The 18,587-nt window shown below is 63.1% G+C and carries 16 protein-coding genes and 1 tRNA gene; 13 read left to right on the top strand and 4 right to left on the bottom strand.

Going from position 1 to position 18,587, the window contains the following annotated elements; all coding sequences use genetic code 11:
* Nucleotides 1-47: 47 nt before the first annotated feature.
* The 3 genes from cpdR to LB523_RS14015 all read left to right on the top strand — a co-directional run bounded on the left by cpdR (nt 48) and on the right by LB523_RS14015 (nt 1,482).
* Nucleotides 48-410, top strand: coding sequence for a cell cycle two-component system response regulator CpdR (cpdR, locus tag LB523_RS14025; RefSeq protein ID WP_006199474.1), 363 nt, complete (start codon nt 48-50; stop codon nt 408-410).
* 115 nt (nt 411-525) lie between these two features.
* Nucleotides 526-600, top strand: a tRNA-Val gene (locus LB523_RS14020).
* A 213-nt stretch (nt 601-813) separates the two neighbouring features.
* Entirely contained in the window at nt 814-1,482 is a 669-nt protein-coding gene (locus LB523_RS14015; RefSeq protein ID WP_224603348.1) for an outer membrane protein, read from the top strand.
* Between the two features lie 41 nt (nt 1,483-1,523).
* Here the strand turns inward: LB523_RS14015 and LB523_RS14010 are convergent, their stop codons facing one another.
* The 4 genes from LB523_RS14010 to LB523_RS13995 all read right to left on the bottom strand — a co-directional run bounded on the left by LB523_RS14010 (nt 1,524) and on the right by LB523_RS13995 (nt 6,261).
* On the bottom strand, nt 1,524-2,954 hold the full coding sequence (locus LB523_RS14010; RefSeq protein WP_224603347.1) for a hypothetical protein: 1,431 nt from the start codon (nt 2,952-2,954) through the stop codon (nt 1,524-1,526).
* The gene (gene fcl / locus LB523_RS14005; protein WP_224603345.1) at nt 2,941-3,909 is read right to left on the bottom strand and encodes a GDP-L-fucose synthase; all 969 of its coding nucleotides are present in this window, start codon (nt 3,907-3,909) and stop codon (nt 2,941-2,943) included. Before fcl ends, LB523_RS14010 begins: the two co-directional genes overlap by 14 nt.
* Before the next feature lie 11 nt (nt 3,910-3,920).
* Entirely contained in the window at nt 3,921-5,027 is a 1,107-nt protein-coding gene (gmd, locus tag LB523_RS14000) for a GDP-mannose 4,6-dehydratase (RefSeq protein WP_224603338.1), read from the bottom strand.
* 79 nt (nt 5,028-5,106) lie between these two features.
* Nucleotides 5,107-6,261: a dihydrodipicolinate synthase family protein gene (locus LB523_RS13995; RefSeq protein WP_224603337.1), complete on the bottom strand. Its 1,155-nt coding sequence runs from the start codon at nt 6,259-6,261 to the stop codon at nt 5,107-5,109.
* A gap of 240 nt (nt 6,262-6,501) precedes the next feature.
* On the opposite strand from LB523_RS13995, the gene LB523_RS13990 reads away from it, so the two are divergent.
* The 10 genes from LB523_RS13990 (at nt 6,502) to LB523_RS13945 (ending at nt 18,430) form a co-directional block, all read left to right on the top strand.
* Nucleotides 6,502-7,545: a LacI family DNA-binding transcriptional regulator gene (locus LB523_RS13990; RefSeq protein WP_224603336.1), complete on the top strand. Its 1,044-nt coding sequence runs from the start codon at nt 6,502-6,504 to the stop codon at nt 7,543-7,545.
* Nucleotides 7,542-8,558, top strand: coding sequence for a Gfo/Idh/MocA family protein (locus LB523_RS13985; RefSeq protein ID WP_224603335.1), 1,017 nt, complete (start codon nt 7,542-7,544; stop codon nt 8,556-8,558). Before LB523_RS13990 ends, LB523_RS13985 begins: the two co-directional genes overlap by 4 nt.
* Nucleotides 8,555-10,156, top strand: coding sequence for an acyl CoA:acetate/3-ketoacid CoA transferase (locus tag LB523_RS13980; protein ID WP_224603334.1), 1,602 nt, complete (start codon nt 8,555-8,557; stop codon nt 10,154-10,156). Before LB523_RS13985 ends, LB523_RS13980 begins: the two co-directional genes overlap by 4 nt.
* Complete coding sequence (locus LB523_RS13975; protein WP_224603333.1) at nt 10,149-10,925, top strand: enoyl-CoA hydratase/isomerase family protein; 777 nt, start codon at nt 10,149-10,151, stop codon at nt 10,923-10,925. The genes LB523_RS13980 and LB523_RS13975 overlap by 8 nt, the downstream gene beginning before the upstream one ends.
* A 10-nt stretch (nt 10,926-10,935) precedes the next feature.
* Nucleotides 10,936-12,447: an aldehyde dehydrogenase family protein gene (locus LB523_RS13970; RefSeq protein ID WP_224603771.1), complete on the top strand. Its 1,512-nt coding sequence runs from the start codon at nt 10,936-10,938 to the stop codon at nt 12,445-12,447.
* Between the two features lie 58 nt (nt 12,448-12,505).
* Nucleotides 12,506-13,759 (top strand): ABC transporter substrate-binding protein, encoded by a 1,254-nt coding sequence (locus tag LB523_RS13965; protein WP_095766309.1) that lies wholly within the window; start codon nt 12,506-12,508, stop codon nt 13,757-13,759.
* 125 nt (nt 13,760-13,884) lie between these two features.
* Nucleotides 13,885-14,844 (top strand): carbohydrate ABC transporter permease, encoded by a 960-nt coding sequence (locus LB523_RS13960; RefSeq protein ID WP_224603331.1) that lies wholly within the window; start codon nt 13,885-13,887, stop codon nt 14,842-14,844.
* Nucleotides 14,841-15,785 carry a carbohydrate ABC transporter permease gene (locus tag LB523_RS13955; RefSeq protein WP_224603326.1) on the top strand — a complete coding sequence of 315 codons (945 nt, stop codon included), beginning with the start codon at nt 14,841-14,843 and terminating at the stop codon, nt 15,783-15,785. Before LB523_RS13960 ends, LB523_RS13955 begins: the two co-directional genes overlap by 4 nt.
* 21 nt (nt 15,786-15,806) lie before the next feature.
* Nucleotides 15,807-16,922: an ABC transporter ATP-binding protein gene (locus LB523_RS13950; protein WP_224524121.1), complete on the top strand. Its 1,116-nt coding sequence runs from the start codon at nt 15,807-15,809 to the stop codon at nt 16,920-16,922.
* Nucleotides 16,923-16,927: 5 nt separating this feature from the next.
* Nucleotides 16,928-18,430, top strand: a complete 1,503-nt coding sequence (locus LB523_RS13945) for a GMC oxidoreductase (RefSeq protein ID WP_224603324.1) — start codon at nt 16,928-16,930, stop codon at nt 18,428-18,430.
* Nucleotides 18,431-18,587: the final 157 nt, after the last annotated feature.

The following is an 18,587-nucleotide window of genomic DNA, read 5'->3' as shown; positions in this document are numbered from 1 at the left end:
GCCTTGCCCGGCGGCAGGCTTGGGGCGGGTGATTCGGACGGGATATGATGGCACGCATTCTGCTGGCGGAAGACGACGACGATATGCGCCGCTTCCTCGTCAAGGCGCTGGAACGCGCCGGCTACCAGGTAAGCGATTTCGACAATGGCGCCAGCGCCTATGAGCGGCTGCGCGAAGAGCCTTTCTCGCTGCTCCTGACCGACATCGTCATGCCGGAGATGGACGGCATCGAGCTTGCCCGCCGCGCCACCGAGATCGATCCGGACCTCAAAGTGATGTTCATCACAGGCTTTGCCGCAGTCGCGCTCAATCCGGATTCCAAGGCGCCCAAGGACGCCAAGGTGCTGTCGAAGCCCTTCCACCTGCGCGATCTCGTCAACGAGGTCGAGAAGATGCTGCAGGCGGCCTGAGCCACCTCGGCAGGCATCTACGATGCGCCGCGCCGATGCGACAAACGGAAGCCGTCTTTCCACATTCCCGCTATTGACGCGCCGGATCAAAAGTGGTGTATGCGCGGCTTCGGATGGGCGTGTAGCTCAGCGGGAGAGCACTGCATTGACATTGCAGGGGTCACAAGTTCAATCCTTGTCACGCCCACCATCCTTCCATTAAATTAGCCGATCTCCGCCAGTGGACCCCGCGCACACCGGCTGGGTATATTGCAGCCTCCGCCCGGCCTAGCCTCCGATCGCGCGCGGCACGTCAGGCTAAGCTCCTCCAGCGCCACTGTTGCCGCTGTGTTACAGCGCAACCCCTGAAAGCCATGCTATCAACCCTTAGGTGCAATGGCGGATCGGGAGCGACAGGCGAATTATGAGGAAAGTTCTACTCACGTCGGCAATGCTTGTTGGGTTTTGTTCGCCAGCCTTTGCTGCGGATGCATTGTCGGTCGAGCCCACGTCCTACAATTGGACTGGCGCCTATATCGGCGCAGTGGCCGGCGTCAATTTTCTCCAGGGCGATGTGACGATCCCCAATAACGATCCTAGCGAATACGATGGTGATAGCACCTCGGCATCGGTTGGCGGCCAAGTAGGCTATCAATACCAGTTCGATAACAATTTCGTTCTCGGAGCGGAGGCTCGTCTGGTTGCGGTGTTCAACAAGAAGACGGTGCCGACCATCGACAGTGAAACATTCGAGACCGCTGCCGATTGGCAAGGCGACATCGTCGCCAAGGCCGGATATGCGATGGGCAATTTCCTACCCTACGTTAAGGGCGGCGTGGCCTTCCTGCACCTGCACGATACCGGATATAGCGTTCTCGGTTTTGGCGATACCAAATTTGACAGGACTTATACCGGCTGGACGATCGGTGTCGGCGCCGACTACGCGCTCAATGACAAATGGGTTGTCGGCCTTGATTACGCCTACGCGCATTTCTCGGACCATAATTTCCAAAACGACAGCGCGTTGGTTGGTCCAACATTCGTCAAGCCCAGCACCCATACGGTTTCTCTGAGTCTGAACTACCGCTTTTGATCTCCCTAATGCAGCCGCGGCAAAGACCGCAGCGGCGGTCCCTATATTCGAATCCCCGCCTTCCAGAGTCGCAGCCGCGCCTTCGCCAGAGGACCGGACTGAGGCGTCGTCAATGGCCGTATGTGCCGTTTGATTCTCTTGAACAAGGCATTGGCCGGTTCCGCATCCAGCGACTTCGCAATCATCCGCAGAGCCGGCTTCACCTTCCCGAATGTTGCATGGAGGATATGCGCCGAGCACGCCGCGGCGTAGGGATGCCCCTCTGCGGCCGCCGCGAAGAAGGACTCGAAATCTTTCGACATGACATCGCCGCGCCATGTCCGGCAGACCAGCACGCCAATCGCTCGCAACGGCATTGCGGAAGAGGCTTCGAACTGTCTTGTCATGAGCGCCTTCAAAACGGCCTCGCCGGACCGGTAGTCGCGTTCGTGAAAAAAAGCCGCCGCGATTTTGAGCGGATAGACGTCGTTGTGCGGATCCAGCGCGTGAGCCTTTTCCAGGATGTCTCTTGCTCGCGCGGGATTGATTTGATCCTCGAGATCTAGAAACGCGGTTTGATAGCCGAAGGCCGCCTCGAGCGGGTGGTAATCGCCCTGATGTCGGCTGAGTTCGGCCAGAATCATTTCCGCGGCTCTCGAACCGTCGAACAAGGTTTTCGGATGGACGAGACCGACATCGCCCATCATCGATGCGACGGACGCATAGACGCTGCCGCCTGCATAGATTTTCTGGCACCGCGCCATCAGCCTCATCTCGAAGAATGCCTTGAGCGTCTCATCTGCGAATTCCGCCGATCCCAGATCGTCGCCCAGCAAGGCTCCCGTTTCCGACCGCAGATATTCGAGCGTTTCACGATCCTGACCGATCAGAAGAGTTGTCAGGCCTTTTGACGAAAGCTCCGACGCGACAGCCTTGACCAAGGTCGAGGCCACTACCTTGTCGCTGAAATGCAGCATGAAGCGATATTTGCCGCGCACGATGTCGCCGCTGCGAAGATGTAAAGCGGCGATCGGCCCCGGAAACGGGCATCTGTCGGCGGCGTCGAGCGCCTGGTTCACGGCCCTGGAAAAACCGAAACCTCGCAATGTCTCCGATCGTCGGACGAATTGGGATCCGCCGTGAAAATGATCCAGTATCTCAAACTCGTTGCAGATCCAGCCGCGAAACCTTCGCCGTGCCGCCGCGGCATCGAGACTGGCACGGCTAAAGGCTACCCCTTCCAGAACATCGAAACCCAATGGTTCGACCGTCTCCCCCAGCCAGTGCTTCTCGATGAAATCGGCGGAGAATATCTTGTCGACTTTCTCGACCGAGTGAAATTTATCGTCATGGATCGGCTTCCAGGCAAAGCCGAAGCGATAGCCGAGCGAGTCGGCAAGCGCCTTGGCGTTGACCATAGCCAGAAGCCGGCCGCCCAAACCGTCCTCCCTGGTCGCCGCGATGAGTTTCGATTGAGAATCATGCAGCGCCAAGACGGATATCGCCTTTCTCGACATGGTCGAGGAACCAGGCATAGGTCTGTTCCAATCCATCTCGAAGCGAATAGGCCGGCCTCCAGCCGGTCTTGAACAGGCGCGAGACGTCCATCAGCTTGCGCGGCATCCCGTCCGGCTTCGTCAGATCGAACGCGATCTCGGCGCCGGCGCCGACGACCGATACGACGGTGCCGGCAAGCTCCGCGATGGTGATGTCCTCACCGCTACCGACATTGACGTGGCCGTCGCCGGAATAAGTCTTCAAAAGCCAGATAAAGGCGTCGGCGGCGTCGTCGACATGCAGGAATTCTCGCATCGGCCGGCCCGAACCCCACACCTGCAGGGTCTTTTGACCGGTTAGCTTCGCCATATGCGCCTTGCGCATCAGCGCAGGCACGACATGACTGCTGTCGAGGTCAAAATTATCGCCCGGACCATAGAGATTTGTCGGCATGGCCGAGATGTAGTCGACGCCATGTTGCCGCCGGTAGGCCTGGCAAAGTTTCAACCCGGCGATCTTGGCGACGGCGTACCATTCGTTTGTGGGTTCGAGCGGGCCGGTGAGCAGCGCGTCTTCCGGGATCGGCTGCGGCGCAAGCTTCGGATAGATGCAGGACGAGCCCAGGAACAGGAGCTTCTGCACCCCGCTGCGAAAAGCGGCCTCGACGACATTGGTCTGCACGACGAGGTTTTCGTAAAGGAAATCCACCGGGAAGCTGTCATTGGCCAGGATGCCGCCGACCTTGGCGGCCGCCATGATCACGGCGTCCGGCCGCCGGGCCTCCATCCAGCGGCGCACGCCGGCCTGGTCGAGAAGGTCGAGCTCGCGGCGCGCCACGGTCACGATCTCGCAATCCTCGCCGGCCAGGCGGCGCACCAGGGCCGAGCCGACCATGCCGCGGTGGCCGGCAATGAAAATGCGCTTTCCTTTGAGATCGAAACTCTTGTCCATAAGCGCAGGTCCTAGGTTGAACGGCCGTTGCGCCAAGTAGCGCCGGCGGTGCGCATCAGATCGGCCCGAACCATTTCCGCCACCAGGTCCTTGAAGCCGATGGTGTGCGACCAGCCCAAAACCTTTCTTGCCTTGGCGGCGTCGCCGACCAGCGTATCCACTTCGGTCGGCCGGAAGTAGCGCGGATCGATCCGCACAAGCGCGGCGCCGGTGGCTGCGTCGATGCCGACTTCATCGGCACCGCTGCCCTGCCAGCGAATGCGGTGTCCGGCCTCGGCGAAGGCGAGTTCCACGAATTCGCGCACCGAATGCGCCTCGCCGGTCGCGAGCACGAAATCGTCCGGCTCGTCATGCTGCAGGATGCGCCACATGCCCTCGACATAGTCGCGCGCATGACCCCAGTCGCGACGTGCGTCGATATTGCCGAGATAGAGCGTGTCCTGCAGGCCGTGATGGATCGCGGCAACTGCGCGCGTGATCTTGCGGGTGACGAAGGTTTCGCCACGCGTCGGGCTCTCGTGATTGAACAGGACGCCGTTGGCGGCGAACATGCCATAGGCCTGGCGGTAATTGACCGTGATCCAGTAAGCATAAAGCTTGGCTGCCGCATAGGGCGAGCGCGGCCGGAACGGCGTGCTCTCGTTCTGCGGAGCTTCGACCGCATCGCCATAGAGCTCCGAGGTCGAGGCCTGGTAGAAGCGCACCGATTTCTCGAGGCCGAGAATGCGGATCGCTTCGAGAAGCCTGAGCGTCCCCAGCGCATCCGCATTGGCAGTGTATTCCGGCGTCTCGAAGCTCACCTGGACATGGCTTTGCGCCCCGAGATTATAGATCTCGCTGGGCTTCGTCTCCTGCACAAGGCGGATCAGATTGGTCGCGTCGGTCAGATCGCCATGATGCAGAAAGAAGCGCGCGCCGCTCTCATGCGGATCGACATAGATGTCGTCGACGCGCTCGGTGTTGAAGGAAGACGACCGGCGTTTGACGCCGTGGACGACATAGCCTTTGCCGAGCAGCAGCTCAGCCAGATAAGCCCCGTCCTGCCCGGTAACCCCGGTGACAAGCGCGACCCTGTTTGCCAGGGCGACCTTGTCTGCCGGGGCGACTTTCTCCGCCATTGCCATGTGCGCCCGCGCCTATTTTCGGCAAGCGAATACGATTTATCGCCGAAACGCAAATCCCCGCACAGGGACCGGCTTAAACGCCCGCGACCGCCAGCAGGGTCTTCATCCTGGCGATGGCAAGATCGGGGTCGGCCAGCAGCCCGGCCTGGTCGGAGAGCCGGAAGACATCCGCGTAGTGGCTTATGCCGCGCGCCGATTGCATGCCGCCCACCATCGTGAAGTGGTCCTGATGCCCGTTCAGCCAGGCCATGAAGACGATGCCGGCCTTGTAGTATTCGGTCGGCGCCTCGAAGATTTTTCGCGACAGCGGCACGGTCGGCGCCATCAGCGCGTCATAGCCGGCCTTATCGCCCTCCGCCAGCTTCGCCAGCGCGGCATTTGCCACCGGCGCGATGGCGTCGAAGATGCCGAGCAGCGCGTGCGAGTGTTTCCTGCCGTCGCCGGCGATCAGTTCGGGATAGTTGAAATCGTCGCCGGTGAACATCACCACCCCTTCGGGCAGCCTGTCCCGCAGCCGCACTTCCTTCTCCGCGTCGAGCAGCGATATCTTGATGCCTTCGACCTTGCCCGCATGCCGCTCGATAATGGCGACGACGGTGTCGAGCGCCGCGTCGAAATCGTTGCTGCCCCAATAGCCCTTGAGTGCCGGATCGAACATGTCGCCCAGCCAGTGCAGGATGACCTTGCCCGATGCCTGGGACAGCATGCGGTCATAGACGCGGGCATAATCGTCCGGCCCTTTGGCCACCGCCGCCAGCGCGCGGCTCGCCATCATGATCGCCTTGCCGCCCTCGCCTTCGATGAAGGCGAATTGCTCTTCATAGGCGCTGATGACGTCATCGAGCGTCTTGGCCGCTGCCGGCGGCAGGTGATCGGTCCCCGCCCCCGAGGCGAGGTCGGCGCCCGGCACAGTTTTGGCTTCCGCCATCGAGCGGCGGATCAGCTCCTTCGCGCTCGCCCAGTCGAAACCCATCCCGCGCTGGGACGTGTCCATGGCTTCGGCGATGCGAAAGCCGAGCCGCCACAGATGATGGCGGAACGCCATCGTCCTGTCCCAGTCGACCGCCGGCCGCGACCACGGATCGGTCATGGCGATGGGATCGGCAACGACATGGGCGGCGGCATAGGCGATGCGCGAAAAGCGTGCGCCCTCGATCGGTTCGGCCGGTTTGCCGACAAGCCGGTAGCTGACGCGGTCGCCGTTTGCCGCAGGCAAGGTGATGTCCATGGAACTCTCCCGTGCGGTCGCTATAAATGGAACGTTCCAATAAATCAAGAACCTTTATGATTCATGGCATCCAAGCCGGAAGACATTGTGTCTCCTTTGGGATGGCCCTTACATTCATTGACGTTTTGAACCGCGCCGATCAATTTTTCGAATCTCCGCGGAATCGTGATTGACTCGGATTTGGATCGATGATTAGAACGTTCCAATAGATTTTCTCGAAACTTGGAGGACATGACGAGGATGGCCAGCCGGCCCAAGGCGACGATCCTGGACATCGCTCGCGAGGCCGGCGTGTCCAAATCGACGGTGTCGCTCGTGCTGCAGGGCAGCGGGTTGATCCGGCCTGAAACCGCGGTCAAGGTGCGCAAGGCGATCGAGGATGTCGGCTATGTCTACAACCGCGGCGCCGCCAATCTGCGCAAAGCCCATTCCAATGTCATCGGCATGGTGATCAACGATCTCACCAACCCCTTTTTCGCCGAGTTGGCGGTCGGCATGGAGCGCGTCTTCCAGGCGGCGGGCGTCGTCCCCTTCATCGCCAACACGGCGGAAAACCCGGTGCGTCAGGAAGAGGTGCTGAAGTCGCTGATGGAACAGGGCGTCGCCGGCCTGATCGTCTCGCCGGCGCGCGGCACCACGCCCGGTACCTTCCGCCGCATCGAGACGGCCGGCGTCCCGATCGTCTTCACCATGCGCAGGCTGCCGAACAGCCGCATTCCGGTGATCGCGCCGGACAATCATCGCGGCGCGGTGCTTGCCGCCGAACATCTGATCCGCAAGGGCCATCGCCGCCTGGCCTTCTTCGGCGGTTCATCCGATCTCGTTGTTTATCAGGAGCGCCTGGGAGGCTTCCTCGAAGCCTGCGAAACGCTCGGCATCCCAGCTTCCGACCGGCTGATCGTCGAGGGCGAGACCAGCCGCAAGGGCGGCATGGCCTGCCTGGAGACGGCCCTTGCCGTGCCGCGACCACCGACCGCAGCGCTGTGCTTCAACGATGCGGTAGCCTTCGGCGTCATGCTGGCATTGCGCAAACGCGGTCTCGAGGCGGGCGCAGACTTCGCCGTCGTCGGCTTCGACGATGTCGCCGAGGCCGAGCACTACAGCCCGGCGCTGACCAGCGTCGCCGTCGATACGGCGGGTCTCGGCGAGCGCGCGGCGCACGTCATGCTGAAGATGATCCAGTCGCGCACCACGCGCGCCGAGAACCATATCGGTGCCGTCAGCCTGGTCGTGAGGGAAAGCAGCGGCCCGGACCGCAACAGCCAAGTGGGAGACGCGGCGTGAGCGTGCGATGGGGACTGATCGGCGCCAGCACGATCGCCAGACAGTTCATGATCGATGCCATCCGCGCGCAGGCCGACGGCGAGGTCGCCGCCGTGATGAGCTCCAGCCCGGAACGGGCCGAGACCTATGCAAGGGAAAACGGCATCGCACGCGCCGTCTCGTCTCTCGACGCGCTGCTCAACTCAGATATCGACGCCGTCTACATCTCGACCACCAACGAATTGCATCTCGAGCAGGGGCTTGCCGCGATCAAGGCCGGCAAGCATGTGCTGTGCGAGAAGCCGCTGGCGCTGACCAGCGCCGATGCGCGTGAGATGGTTGTCGCCGCGAAAGCTGCCGGTATCGTCTTCGGCACCAATCACCATCTGCGCAATGCCGGCGCCCACCGCGCCATGCGCGAGGCGATCGCCGCCGGCCGCATCGGCAAGCCGATCGCGGTGCGCGTCTTTCATTCCGTCTATCTGCCGGAAAACCTGCAGGGTTGGCGCATAACCAAGCCCGAAGCCGGCGGCGGCGTTGTGCTCGACATAACCGTGCATGATGCCGACACGCTGCGCTTCGTGCTGGACGACGACCCCGTCGAGATTTCGGCCTTCACGCAAGCCGCCGGCATGGCCGGCGGCGGACTGGAGGACGGCGCCATGTGCATCTGGCGCTTCAAGTCCGGCGTCATCGCGCAGTCGCATGAGGGCTTCACCACGAAATTCGCCGGCACCGGCTTCGAGGTGCATGGCTCGGAAGGCTCGCTGATCGCCGCCAATGTGATGACGCAGAAGCCGGTCGGCTCGGTGCATCTGCGCAGCGCGAGCGGAGAAGAAGAGCTGAGCTTCGACCGCGAGGATCTATACACCCGCTCGCTGCGCCACTTCCATGCCGCAATCCGCGGCGAAGGGCGGCCTGCCGCCACCGGCGAGGACGGCGTCTGGTCGCTGGCATCGTCCGAAGCAGCACTGCAATCGTCGAACACCGGCAAGGCCGTCGCTATCGACCCGCAACTTGGGGGCATCGCGTGAGCAAGCTCGTCTCGGCGGCCTATGCCGCCAGCCTGATCAAGGACGGCATGGTCGTGTCGGTGTCGTCGTCGAGCGGGCTCGGCTGCCCCGACGCCGTGCTTGCCGCGATCGGCGAGCGTTTCGACGCGGAAGGCCATCCGCAGGCGATCACCACGCTGCATCCGATCGCCGCCGGCGACATGTACGGCATCAAGGGCATCGACCATCTCGCCAAGCCAGGCCTGCTCAAGCGCACGCTCTGCGGCTCCTATCCGTCCGGCCCCTCCTCTGCCGAGCCGCCGCAGATCTGGAAGATGATCGGCGACAATTCGATCGCCGCCTACAACGTGCCGTCCGGCATCCTGTTCGACATGCATCGCGAGGCCGCCGCCAAACGTCCCGGCGTGCTGACCAAGGTCGGCCTCGACACCTTTGCCGATCCGCGTCATCAGGGTTGCGCCATGAACGCCGCGGCCAGCGAGCCGATCGTCTCGGTTGAGCAGTTCGACGGCGAGGAATGGCTCTATTTCCGCGCCATCGTGCCCAACGTCTCGATCATCCGCGCCACGACGGCCGACGAGCGCGGCAACCTCACCTATGAGCATGAGGGCGCCTATCTCGGCGGGCTGGAGCAGGCGCTGGCCGCCCGCAACAATGGCGGCATCGTCATTGCGCAGGTCAAGCGCGTCGTCGAGAACGGCACGCTGAAGCCGCACGACGTGCGTGTGCCCGGCGTGCTGGTCGACCATATCGTGGTGGCGCCCGACCAGTTGCAGACGACGCAGACCCCTTATGATCCGGCGATCTCCGGCGAGATCTTCCGGCCGCTGTCGACCTTCCGCACGCCGGAGATGAACATCCAGAAGGTCATCGCGCGGCGCGTCGCCATGGAATTGCGCGACGGCATGGCCGTCAACATCGGCTTCGGCATCTCGGCCAACGTGCCGCGCATCCTTCTCGAGGAAGGCCAGCACGGCAAGGTGACCTGGGTGATCGAGCAGGGCGCGGTCGGCGGCGTGCCGCTGCTCGACTTCAAGTTCGGCTGCGCCTCCAACGCCGAGGCGATCATGCCCTCGCCGCACCAGTTCATCTATTTCCAGGCCGGCGGCTTCGACGCCTCGCTGCTGTCCTTCCTGCAGATCGACCGCCACGGCTCGGTCAACGTCTCCAAGCTCTCGGCGCGGCCGCATGTGACCGCCGGCGCCGGCGGCTTCGTCGACATCACCGCGCGGGCGAAGAAGATCGTCTTTTCCGGCTTCTTCAATGCCGGCGCCAAGCTGTCGCTGGCTGGAGGCGCGATCCGCATCGACCAGGAAGGCAAGGTCAAGAAGGTGGTCGCGGAGGTCGAGCATATCTCCTTCTCCGGCAAGCGCGCGGTCGCCCAAGGGCAGGACATCACCTATGTCACCGAGCGCTGCGTGATGAAGCTGACGCCGGACGGGCTGATGGTGACGGAACTGGCGCCGGGCATCGACCTCGAACGCGATGTGCTGGCGCAGGCCGAGATCCCGCTCGCTGTGGCGAACGACCTCAAGGTCACGCCTGTGGCGCTTTATCAGGACCGGCCGATCGGCCTGTCGCTCAATGGCGGCGCTTCGCTCGGAGGTGCGCATGGCTGAGCGTCTCGTCACCTTCGAAAAGGACGGCGCCGTCGGCATTGTCACGTTGCGCCGGCCGGAAAAGTTCAACGCGCTCGACATCCCGATGCTGCGCGCGCTCGAAGCGGCGCTCGACGAAGCGGAACTGGCCGAGGGCGTTCGCGCCGTGCTCATCCGCGGCGAAGGCAAGGGCTTCTGCGCCGGCGGCGACGTCGAGGCCTGGGGTGCCATGAGCGCCGCCGACTTCCAGGTGCAATGGGTGCGCTACGGCCACCGCGTCTTCGACCGGCTGGCGCAGCTCCGGCAGCCGACCATCGCGGTGCTCTCCGGCCATGCGCTGGGCGGCGGGCTGGAACTGGCGGCGGCTTGCGATTTCCGTGTCGCCGAAACGCAGGTGAAGCTCGGCTTCCCCGAAACCTCCATCGGCGTCGTGCCCGGCTGGTCGGGCACCCAGCGCGCGGTACGCCGCTTCGGCGCACAGATCGTGCGCCGGATGGCGATCGGCGGCGAGATTTTCCTGGCATCCGACGCGCTCGCGCACGGCGTCGTCGACCAACTGGTTGAAACAGGCAAGGCTTTCGACGAAGCCAAAGCCTGGGCCGAAAAGATCGCCGAGCGCGGTCCGCTTGCGACGGAGGCCGCGAAGCTGATGATCGGCATTGCCGAGGGCGAGGAAGATGCGGCCGCGACCGAGGCGCTGGCCAGCGGTTTCATTGCGCTCACCGCCGACCTCAAAGCTGGCGTCGGCGCTTTCAAGACCAAGCAGAAGCCGGCCTTTTCGAGATCCTAGAGAAGACATGATGAACGCACCCCTCAACATTGCCATGCCGGCCGAGGCGTCTGAGGCGCCGAAGGCCTATAAGCTGCTGATCGACGGCAGGCATGTCGATGCCTGCGACGGCCGCAGCATAGAGCGCGCCAGCCCAGGCCACGGCTTCGTCGTGTCCCGTTACGCGCAAGCGGGCGCGACAGAAGTCGAGGCGGCGGTGCAGGCCGCGCACAAGGCTTTCGAGACCGGCCCGTGGCCGCGGATCAAGGCGTCGGAACGCGCGGCGGTTCTGCTGAAGGCGGCCGACCTGATCGAGACCCAGCTGGAGCAGATCGCGCGGCTCGACGCGCTGGAATCCGGCAAGCCGATCGCCCAGGCGCGCGACGAGATCGGTGGCGCGATCAACATCTGGCGCTATGCCGCTTCGCTTGCCCGCACGCTGCATGGCGAAAGTTACGCCAATCTCGGCGATTCCATGCTGGGCGTAGTGCTGCGCGAACCGATCGGCGTCGTCTCGATCATCACGCCGTGGAATTTCCCTTTCCTGATCGTCAGCCAAAAGCTGCCTTTCGCGCTCGCCGCAGGCTGCACGGCGGTGGTGAAGCCGAGCGAGATGACGTCCGCTTCCACTTTCGTGCTCGGCGACATCCTGCTCGAGGCCGGGCTGCCGGCTGGCGTCGTCAACATTCTCGCAGGCTACGGCGCCGATGTCGGCGCGCCGATGGTCGCCCATCCGCTGGTCGAGATGGTCTCCTTCACCGGCTCGACCCGTGTCGGCAAGACAACCATGGCCGCCGCTTCCGATTCCTTGAAGAAGGTTTCGATGGAACTCGGCGGCAAGAACGGCCAGATCGTCTTCCCTGACGCCGACCTCGAGGCCGCTGCGGATGCCGCAGTGTTCGGCGGCTTCTTCAACGCCGGCGAATGCTGCAATGCCGGCAGCCGCCTGATCGTGCATGAGGCGATCGCCGACGACTTCCTCAACGCGGTCAAGGCGCTGTCCCAGAAGGTCCGCGTCGGCGATCCGCTCGACGATCGCACCAAGGTCGGCGCGATGATCTCGGCCGACCATATGGAAAAGGTAGCCGGCTATGTGACAGCGGCGAAAACCGACGGCGGCAGCGTTTTCGCCGGTGGCGCGCGGCTTCCATCCAACGCCGGTCAATATCTCGATCCGACCATCATCCGTGACGTCACGGAGGATATGGCGATCGCGCGCGAGGAAGTGTTCGGACCAGTGCTGTCCGTGCTCACTTTTGAAACGATTGAAGAGGCATTGCGCATTGCCAACAACACGCCCTATGGTCTGTCTGCAGGGGTGTGGAGCGCCGGTATCGACACGTGCATGTCGGTGGCGCGCGGCGTGCGTTCGGGGACGGTTTGGGTGAATACGTTCATGGAAGGTTATCCCGAACTGCCCTTCGGCGGCTACAAGCAGTCGGGTCTGGGACGCGAACTCGGCAAACGCGCTGTCGAGGATTATACCGAGGAAAAGACTATCCAGTTTCATCGCGGCCAGCGCACCGGATGGTGGGTCGGCTGAGTTGGGAGACCCCGGCGGACACCCGCCGGTTCTGTGAATGCAACAAGGGAGGTAGTACATGTTGCGCAAACTGCTTATCGGAACGGCTCTTGCGACGAGCTTTGCGTTCTCGGCGCACGCCGCGGACGTCAAGGAAGTGCAGATGCTGCATTGGTGGACGTCGGGCGGCGAAGCGGCTGCTCTGAACGTGCTGAAGCAGGATCTGGCCAAGGAAGGCTATGCCTGGAAGGACGTGCCGGTGGCCGGCGGCGGCGGCGATGCCGCCATGACCGCGCTGAAGGCGATGGTCGCGGCCGGCAATTACCCGACCGCCTCTCAGATGCTCGGCTACACCGTGCTCGACTATGCCGCTGCCGGCGTCATGGGCGACCTCACCGAGACCGCCAAGAAGGAAGGCTGGGACAAGTCGGTTCCGGCCGCCCTGCAGAAGTTCTCCGTCTATGACGGCAAATGGGTCGCCGCTCCGGTCAACGTCCACTCGGTCAACTGGCTGTGGATCAACAAGGCGGTGATGGAGAAGATCGGCGGCACCGAGCCGAAGACCTTCGACGACTTCGTGGCGTTGCTCGACAAGGCCAAGGCCGCGGGCGTCATCCCGCTGGCACTCGGCGGCCAGAACTGGCAGGAAGCGACCATGTTCGATTCCGTCGTGCTGTCGACCGGCGGACCGGAATTCTACAAGAAGGCGATGAACGACCTCGATGAGGAGTCGCTCAAGTCCGACACGATGAAGAAGTCGTTCGACAACCTCGCCAAGCTCGTCAAATATGTCGACCCTAACTTCTCGGGCCGCGACTGGAATCTCGCCACCGCCATGGTCATCAAGGGCGATGCGCTGGTCCAAGTCATGGGCGACTGGGCCAAGGGCGAGTTCCACGCCGCCAACAAGACCCCGGGCACCGACTTCCTGTGCTACCGCTTCCCAGGCACCGACGGCTCGGTGATCTACAACTCCGACATGTTCGGCATGTTCAACGTGCCGGAGGACCGCAAGGCCGCTCAGGTGGCACTCGCCACCGCCACTTTGTCGAAGAGCTTCCAGTCGGCCTTCAACGTCGTGAAGGGTTCGGTCCCGGCCCGCACCGACGTGCCTGATACCGACTTCGATGCTTGCGGCAAGAAGGGCATCGCCGACCTGAAGAAGGCCAATGAGGGCGGCACGTTGTTCGGCTCGCTGGCGCAGGGCTACGGTGCCCCGCCGGCCGTCGCCAATGCCTACAAGGATGTCGTGTCGAAGTTCGTCCATGGTCAGATCAAGACCTCCGACGAAGCCGTGACCGAGCTGGTCAAGGCGATCGACGACGCCAAGTAAGCCGTTGCTTGAACTCGGATCTCCCCCGCTTCGGCGGGGGAGGTCTCCCGTCGACAAAGGCGCGGGAAAGACCCTGGCGCGTTTCGCGCCGGGCGGTTTCCGACCAACCGGTACTGGACGAGCCTATGAGCACAGTTGCCGAAACCCGGATCAAGCTGACACCGGAGCATGACGCCCGTCCTGGCGCGTCGGTTCGGTCGCGGCTGCAGGATCTGCTGCCGAAGATCGTTTTGGCGCCGAGTTTCGCGGCGACGATCGTCTTTGTCTATGGCTTCATCCTGTGGACGATCTATCTGTCCTTCACCAATTCCAAGACATTCCCGTCCTATGCCGTCACCGGAGCCCGCGCCTATCAGCGGCTGTGGCGCTGGACCTTCGAGAGCGACCCGCCGTCGAGCTGGTACACCTCGATCACCAATATGGGCATATTCGGCTTCCTCTACATCCTGATCTGCCTGGCGCTCGGCCTGTTCCTGGCCATCCTGCTCGACCAGAAGATCCGCGGCGAAGGCGTGCTCAGGCCGATCTACCTCTACCCGATGGCGCTCTCCTTCATCGTCACCGGCGTCGCCTGGAAATGGTTCCTCGATCCCGGCCTCGGACTGGAACAGACGCTGCATCAGTGGGGCTGGACGAGCTTTCATTTCGACTGGATCAAGAACAAGGATTTTGTCATCTACACCGTGGTGATCGCCGGCGTCTGGCAGGCGTCCGGTTTCGTCATGGCGATGTTCCTGGCCGGCCTGCGCGGCATCGACGGCGAGATCATGAAGGCCGCGCAGATCGACGGCGCTTCCACCTTCCAGCTCTATCGCCGCATCGTCATCCCGCTGCTCAGGCCCGTCTTCCTATCGGCCTTCATCGTGCTCGCGCACCTGGCCATCAAGTCCTATGACCTTGTCGTGGCGCTGACCAGCGGCGGGCCCGGCGGCTCAGCCTGGCTGCCGTCCAACTTCATGTATGAGTTCACCTTCAAGCGCAACGAAATGGCAGTCGGCTCGGCAAGCGCGGTGATCATGCTGATGACCATCACCGCCATCATCGTTCCGTATCTCTATTCCGAGCTCAGGGAGAAGTCGCGATGAGCGCCGTCGCTTCACCCGCCGGCCAAGCCGCAAGCGGCGCCCGCGCGAGGACAATCAACCGCATCGTCATCTACGGGCTGCTTGGGCTGTTCGCGATCTTCTATCTGATGCCGCTCTTCGTCATGCTGGTCACCTCGTTCAAGACCATGGACGAGATCCAGAACGGCAACATGCTGTCGCTGCCGCATGCGCCGACCTTCGCGCCATGGATAAAGGCGTGGAGCGAAGTCTGCTCGGGCCTGACCTGCGTCGGCATGAAGGGCTATTTCTGGAACTCCATCAAAATGGTCGTGCCGGCGGTGCTGATCTCGACGCTGCTCGGCGCGCTCAACGGCTATGTGCTGACCAAATGGCGCTTCCGCGGCCACACGCTGGTCTTTGCCATGATGCTGTTCGCCTGCTTCATCCCGTTCCAGTCGGTGCTGTTGCCGATGGCCACGATCCTCGGCAGCCTCGGCCGCTTCGGCGTCACCCTGCAGAACGCGACCGGGTTCAACTTCGGTCTCGGCAATTCGACCGTGAACCTGGTCTTCGTCCATGTGGTCTACGGCCTCGGCTTCACAACGCTGTTCTTCCGCAATTATTACGAGGCCTTCCCGACCGAGTTGGTTAAGGCGGCACAGGTCGACGGCGCGTCCTTCTTCCAGATATTCCGGCGCATCATGCTGCCCAATTCGCTGCCGATCATCGTTGTGACGGTGATCTACCAGTTCACCAACATCTGGAACGACTTCCTGTTCGCCTCTGCCTATGCCGGCTCCGGCGACGTGATGCCGATGACGGTGGCGCTGAACAACGTCGTCAACACCTCGACGGGCGTCGTCGAATACAACGTCAACATGGCGGCGGCGATGATTGCCGCGCTCCCCACCCTGATCGTCTATGTCGTCGCCGGCCGCTATTTCGTGCGCGGGCTGATGGCGGGCGCGGTCAAGGGCTGACCACATTCGGAAGGAACGACCATGGCTTTTCTGGAAATTGATGGGCTGAAGAAGCGCTTCGGGAATGTCGAGATCCTGAAGGGCATCAATGTCGAGCTCGAGAAGGGCGGCTTTCTGGTGCTCGTCGGCCCTTCCGGCTGCGGCAAGTCTACGCTGCTCAACACCATTGCCGGCCTGGAGCAGATCACCGAGGGCGAGATCCGCGTTGACGGCCGCGCGATCAACGACCTGCATCCTTCGAAGCGCGACATCGCCATGGTGTTCCAGAGCTATGCGCTCTACCCGAATATGACGGTTGCCGGCAACATCGCCTTCGGCATGGAGATGCGCGGCGTGCCGGCGGCGGAACGCCAGGCGGCGATCGACAAGGTGGCGAAGATCCTGCAGATCGGCCATCTCCTCAACCGCAAGCCCAGTCAGCTTTCCGGCGGCCAGCGGCAGCGCGTCGCCATGGGCCGGGCGCTGGTCCGCGACCCGAAACTCTTCCTGTTCGACGAACCACTCTCCAATCTCGACGCCAAGCTGCGCGTCGACATGCGCATCGAGATCAAACGCCTGCATGCCACGACCGGCACGACCATCGTCTATGTCACGCACGACCAGATCGAGGCGATGACGCTGGCGACCAAGATCGCCGTCATGCGCGACGGCGAGGTGCAGCAATTCGGCACGCCGGCCGAGATCTACAACAACCCGACCAACATCTTTGTCGCCGACTTCATGGGCTCGCCGGCGATGAACCTGATCCCGGCCAAGATCGATGCTAACGGCAGCGGGCTGTCGGTGGTTCTGGACCGCGAAGCGCGCCAGCCGATCGTGCTGCCGATGCCCGGCGCGCCTACCGGCCTTGCGGCCTTCAAGGATAAGCCGGTGATCTTCGGCGTGCGCCCCGAAGCGCTGACCGACCCGGAAGGTGCGGAACGCAACGGTTCGAACATCGCCACCGCCGACTGCCATATCGAAGTGGTGGAGCCGGCGGGATCAGATACGTTCGCCGTCACCAATCTGGGCGGCAAGGGCGTGGTGGCGCGGCTGAGAGCTGATGCGAATATCCAGCCCGGCACCAGCACGCCTTTGGCCTTCAACCTGAGCAAGGCGGTGTTCTTCGACCCGGCGACCGAGAAGCGCATTCTTTAAAAGCTATGGCAAACCCGGATATCGTCATCATCGGCTCCGGCATCGGCGGCGCCACGATCGCCTCCGGCTTGGCCGGCAGCGGCGCCTCGATCCTGATCCTGGAGCGCGGCGAGCCGCTGCCCGCGACGCCGCATGCGCGCTCGACGCGCTCCATCTTCATCGACGAGCACTACCGGCCGAAGGAGATGTGGCGCGAGGCCGGCGGTGCCGCCTTCAACCCCGGCAACTACTACTATGTCGGCGGCAATTCGAAATTCTTCGGCGCCGTCCTGATCCGCTACCGCAAGGAGGATTTTTCCGAGCTCGAGCATTTCGGCGGCATCTCGCCGGCTTGGCCGTTTTCCTATGACGAATTCGAGCCGTGGTATTCGAAGGCCGAGCAGCTTTTTCGCGTGCACGGCACGCTGGGTGAAGACCCGACCGAGCCGTTCCATTCGATCCCCTACGCCTTCAAGCCGGTGCCGGACGAGCCGCCGATCGCGCGCGCCCGCGCCGAGCTGAAGAGCCTTGGACTCCATCCTGCCTCGCTACCGCTCGGCGTCGACATCGAGGCCTGGCTGAAGGACGGCAGGACGGGCTGGGACGCCTTCCCCAACACCGGCCAGGGCAAGATCGACGCCCAGACTGGACCGCTGACGGCGGCGCTCACCGACAAGAACATCCGCCTCGAGACCGGCGCGCATGTCGACTGGCTCGAAACCACGCCGGACGGCAGGTCGATCGCCGCCATCCACTACATACAAAACGGCGCACAGAAGAGGCTGTCGCCGAAGCTCGTCATCCTGTCGGCCGGCGCGATCAATTCGGCCGCCATCCTGCTGCGCTCGCCGTCGGCGACGGGCAAGGGCCTCGCCAACAGCTCCGACCAGGTCGGACGCAATTTCATGAACCACAATTCGAGCGCGATGCTGGCCATCGATCCGCGCCGCCGTAACGATAGCGTCTACCAGAAGACGCTGATGCTCAACGACTATTATCTGTCCGACGGAAAGCGCGGCAAGCCGCTCGGCAATGTGCAACTGCTCGGCAAGATCGATGGCAACATGCTGAAGGCCAATGTGAAGAGGATGCCGAAATTCGTGCTCGACTTCATGGCCGGCCACGCCGTCGACTGGTACCTGATGTGCGAGGACCTGCCCGATCCCGAAAGCCGCATCATGGTCGATGGCAAGGAGATCATCATGCAGTGGCGGCGCTCCAACATGCAGTCGCTGGATGGCCTGACCAAGGTCATGCGCGAGAACCTTCGCGCCTGCGGCTATCCGATCGTGCTGTCGCGGCCCTTCGACAAGCGCACGCCGTCGCACCAATGCGGCACCGTGAAGATGGGCAACGACCCCGCAACATCGCCGCTCGACCCCTTCTGCCGTGCCTGGGACCATCAAAACCTGTTCGTCGTCGACGGCGGTTTCCTGCCGACATCGGCCGCCGTCAATCCGGCGCTGTCGATCGCGGCGCAAGCGCTGCGCGTGGCGGACTACATCCGCAAGACGGAGCTTTCTTCATGACAGGCCGGCGCCGCCCCTCATCCGCCTGCCGGCACCTTCTCCCCGTAAACGGGGAGAAGAGCGCTGGCCGCAACGCCGATACCCATTCTGCAACGCTTGCGACTGGCGAAGCCGGCGACAGCATCCTTCTCCCCGTCACTATACGGGGAGAAGTGCC

The sequence above is a fragment of the Mesorhizobium sp. ESP-6-4 genome, from assembly GCF_020164735.1.
Lineage (GTDB): Bacteria > Pseudomonadota > Alphaproteobacteria > Rhizobiales > Rhizobiaceae > Mesorhizobium.
This window is presented reverse-complemented; position numbering and strand designations above follow the sequence as displayed.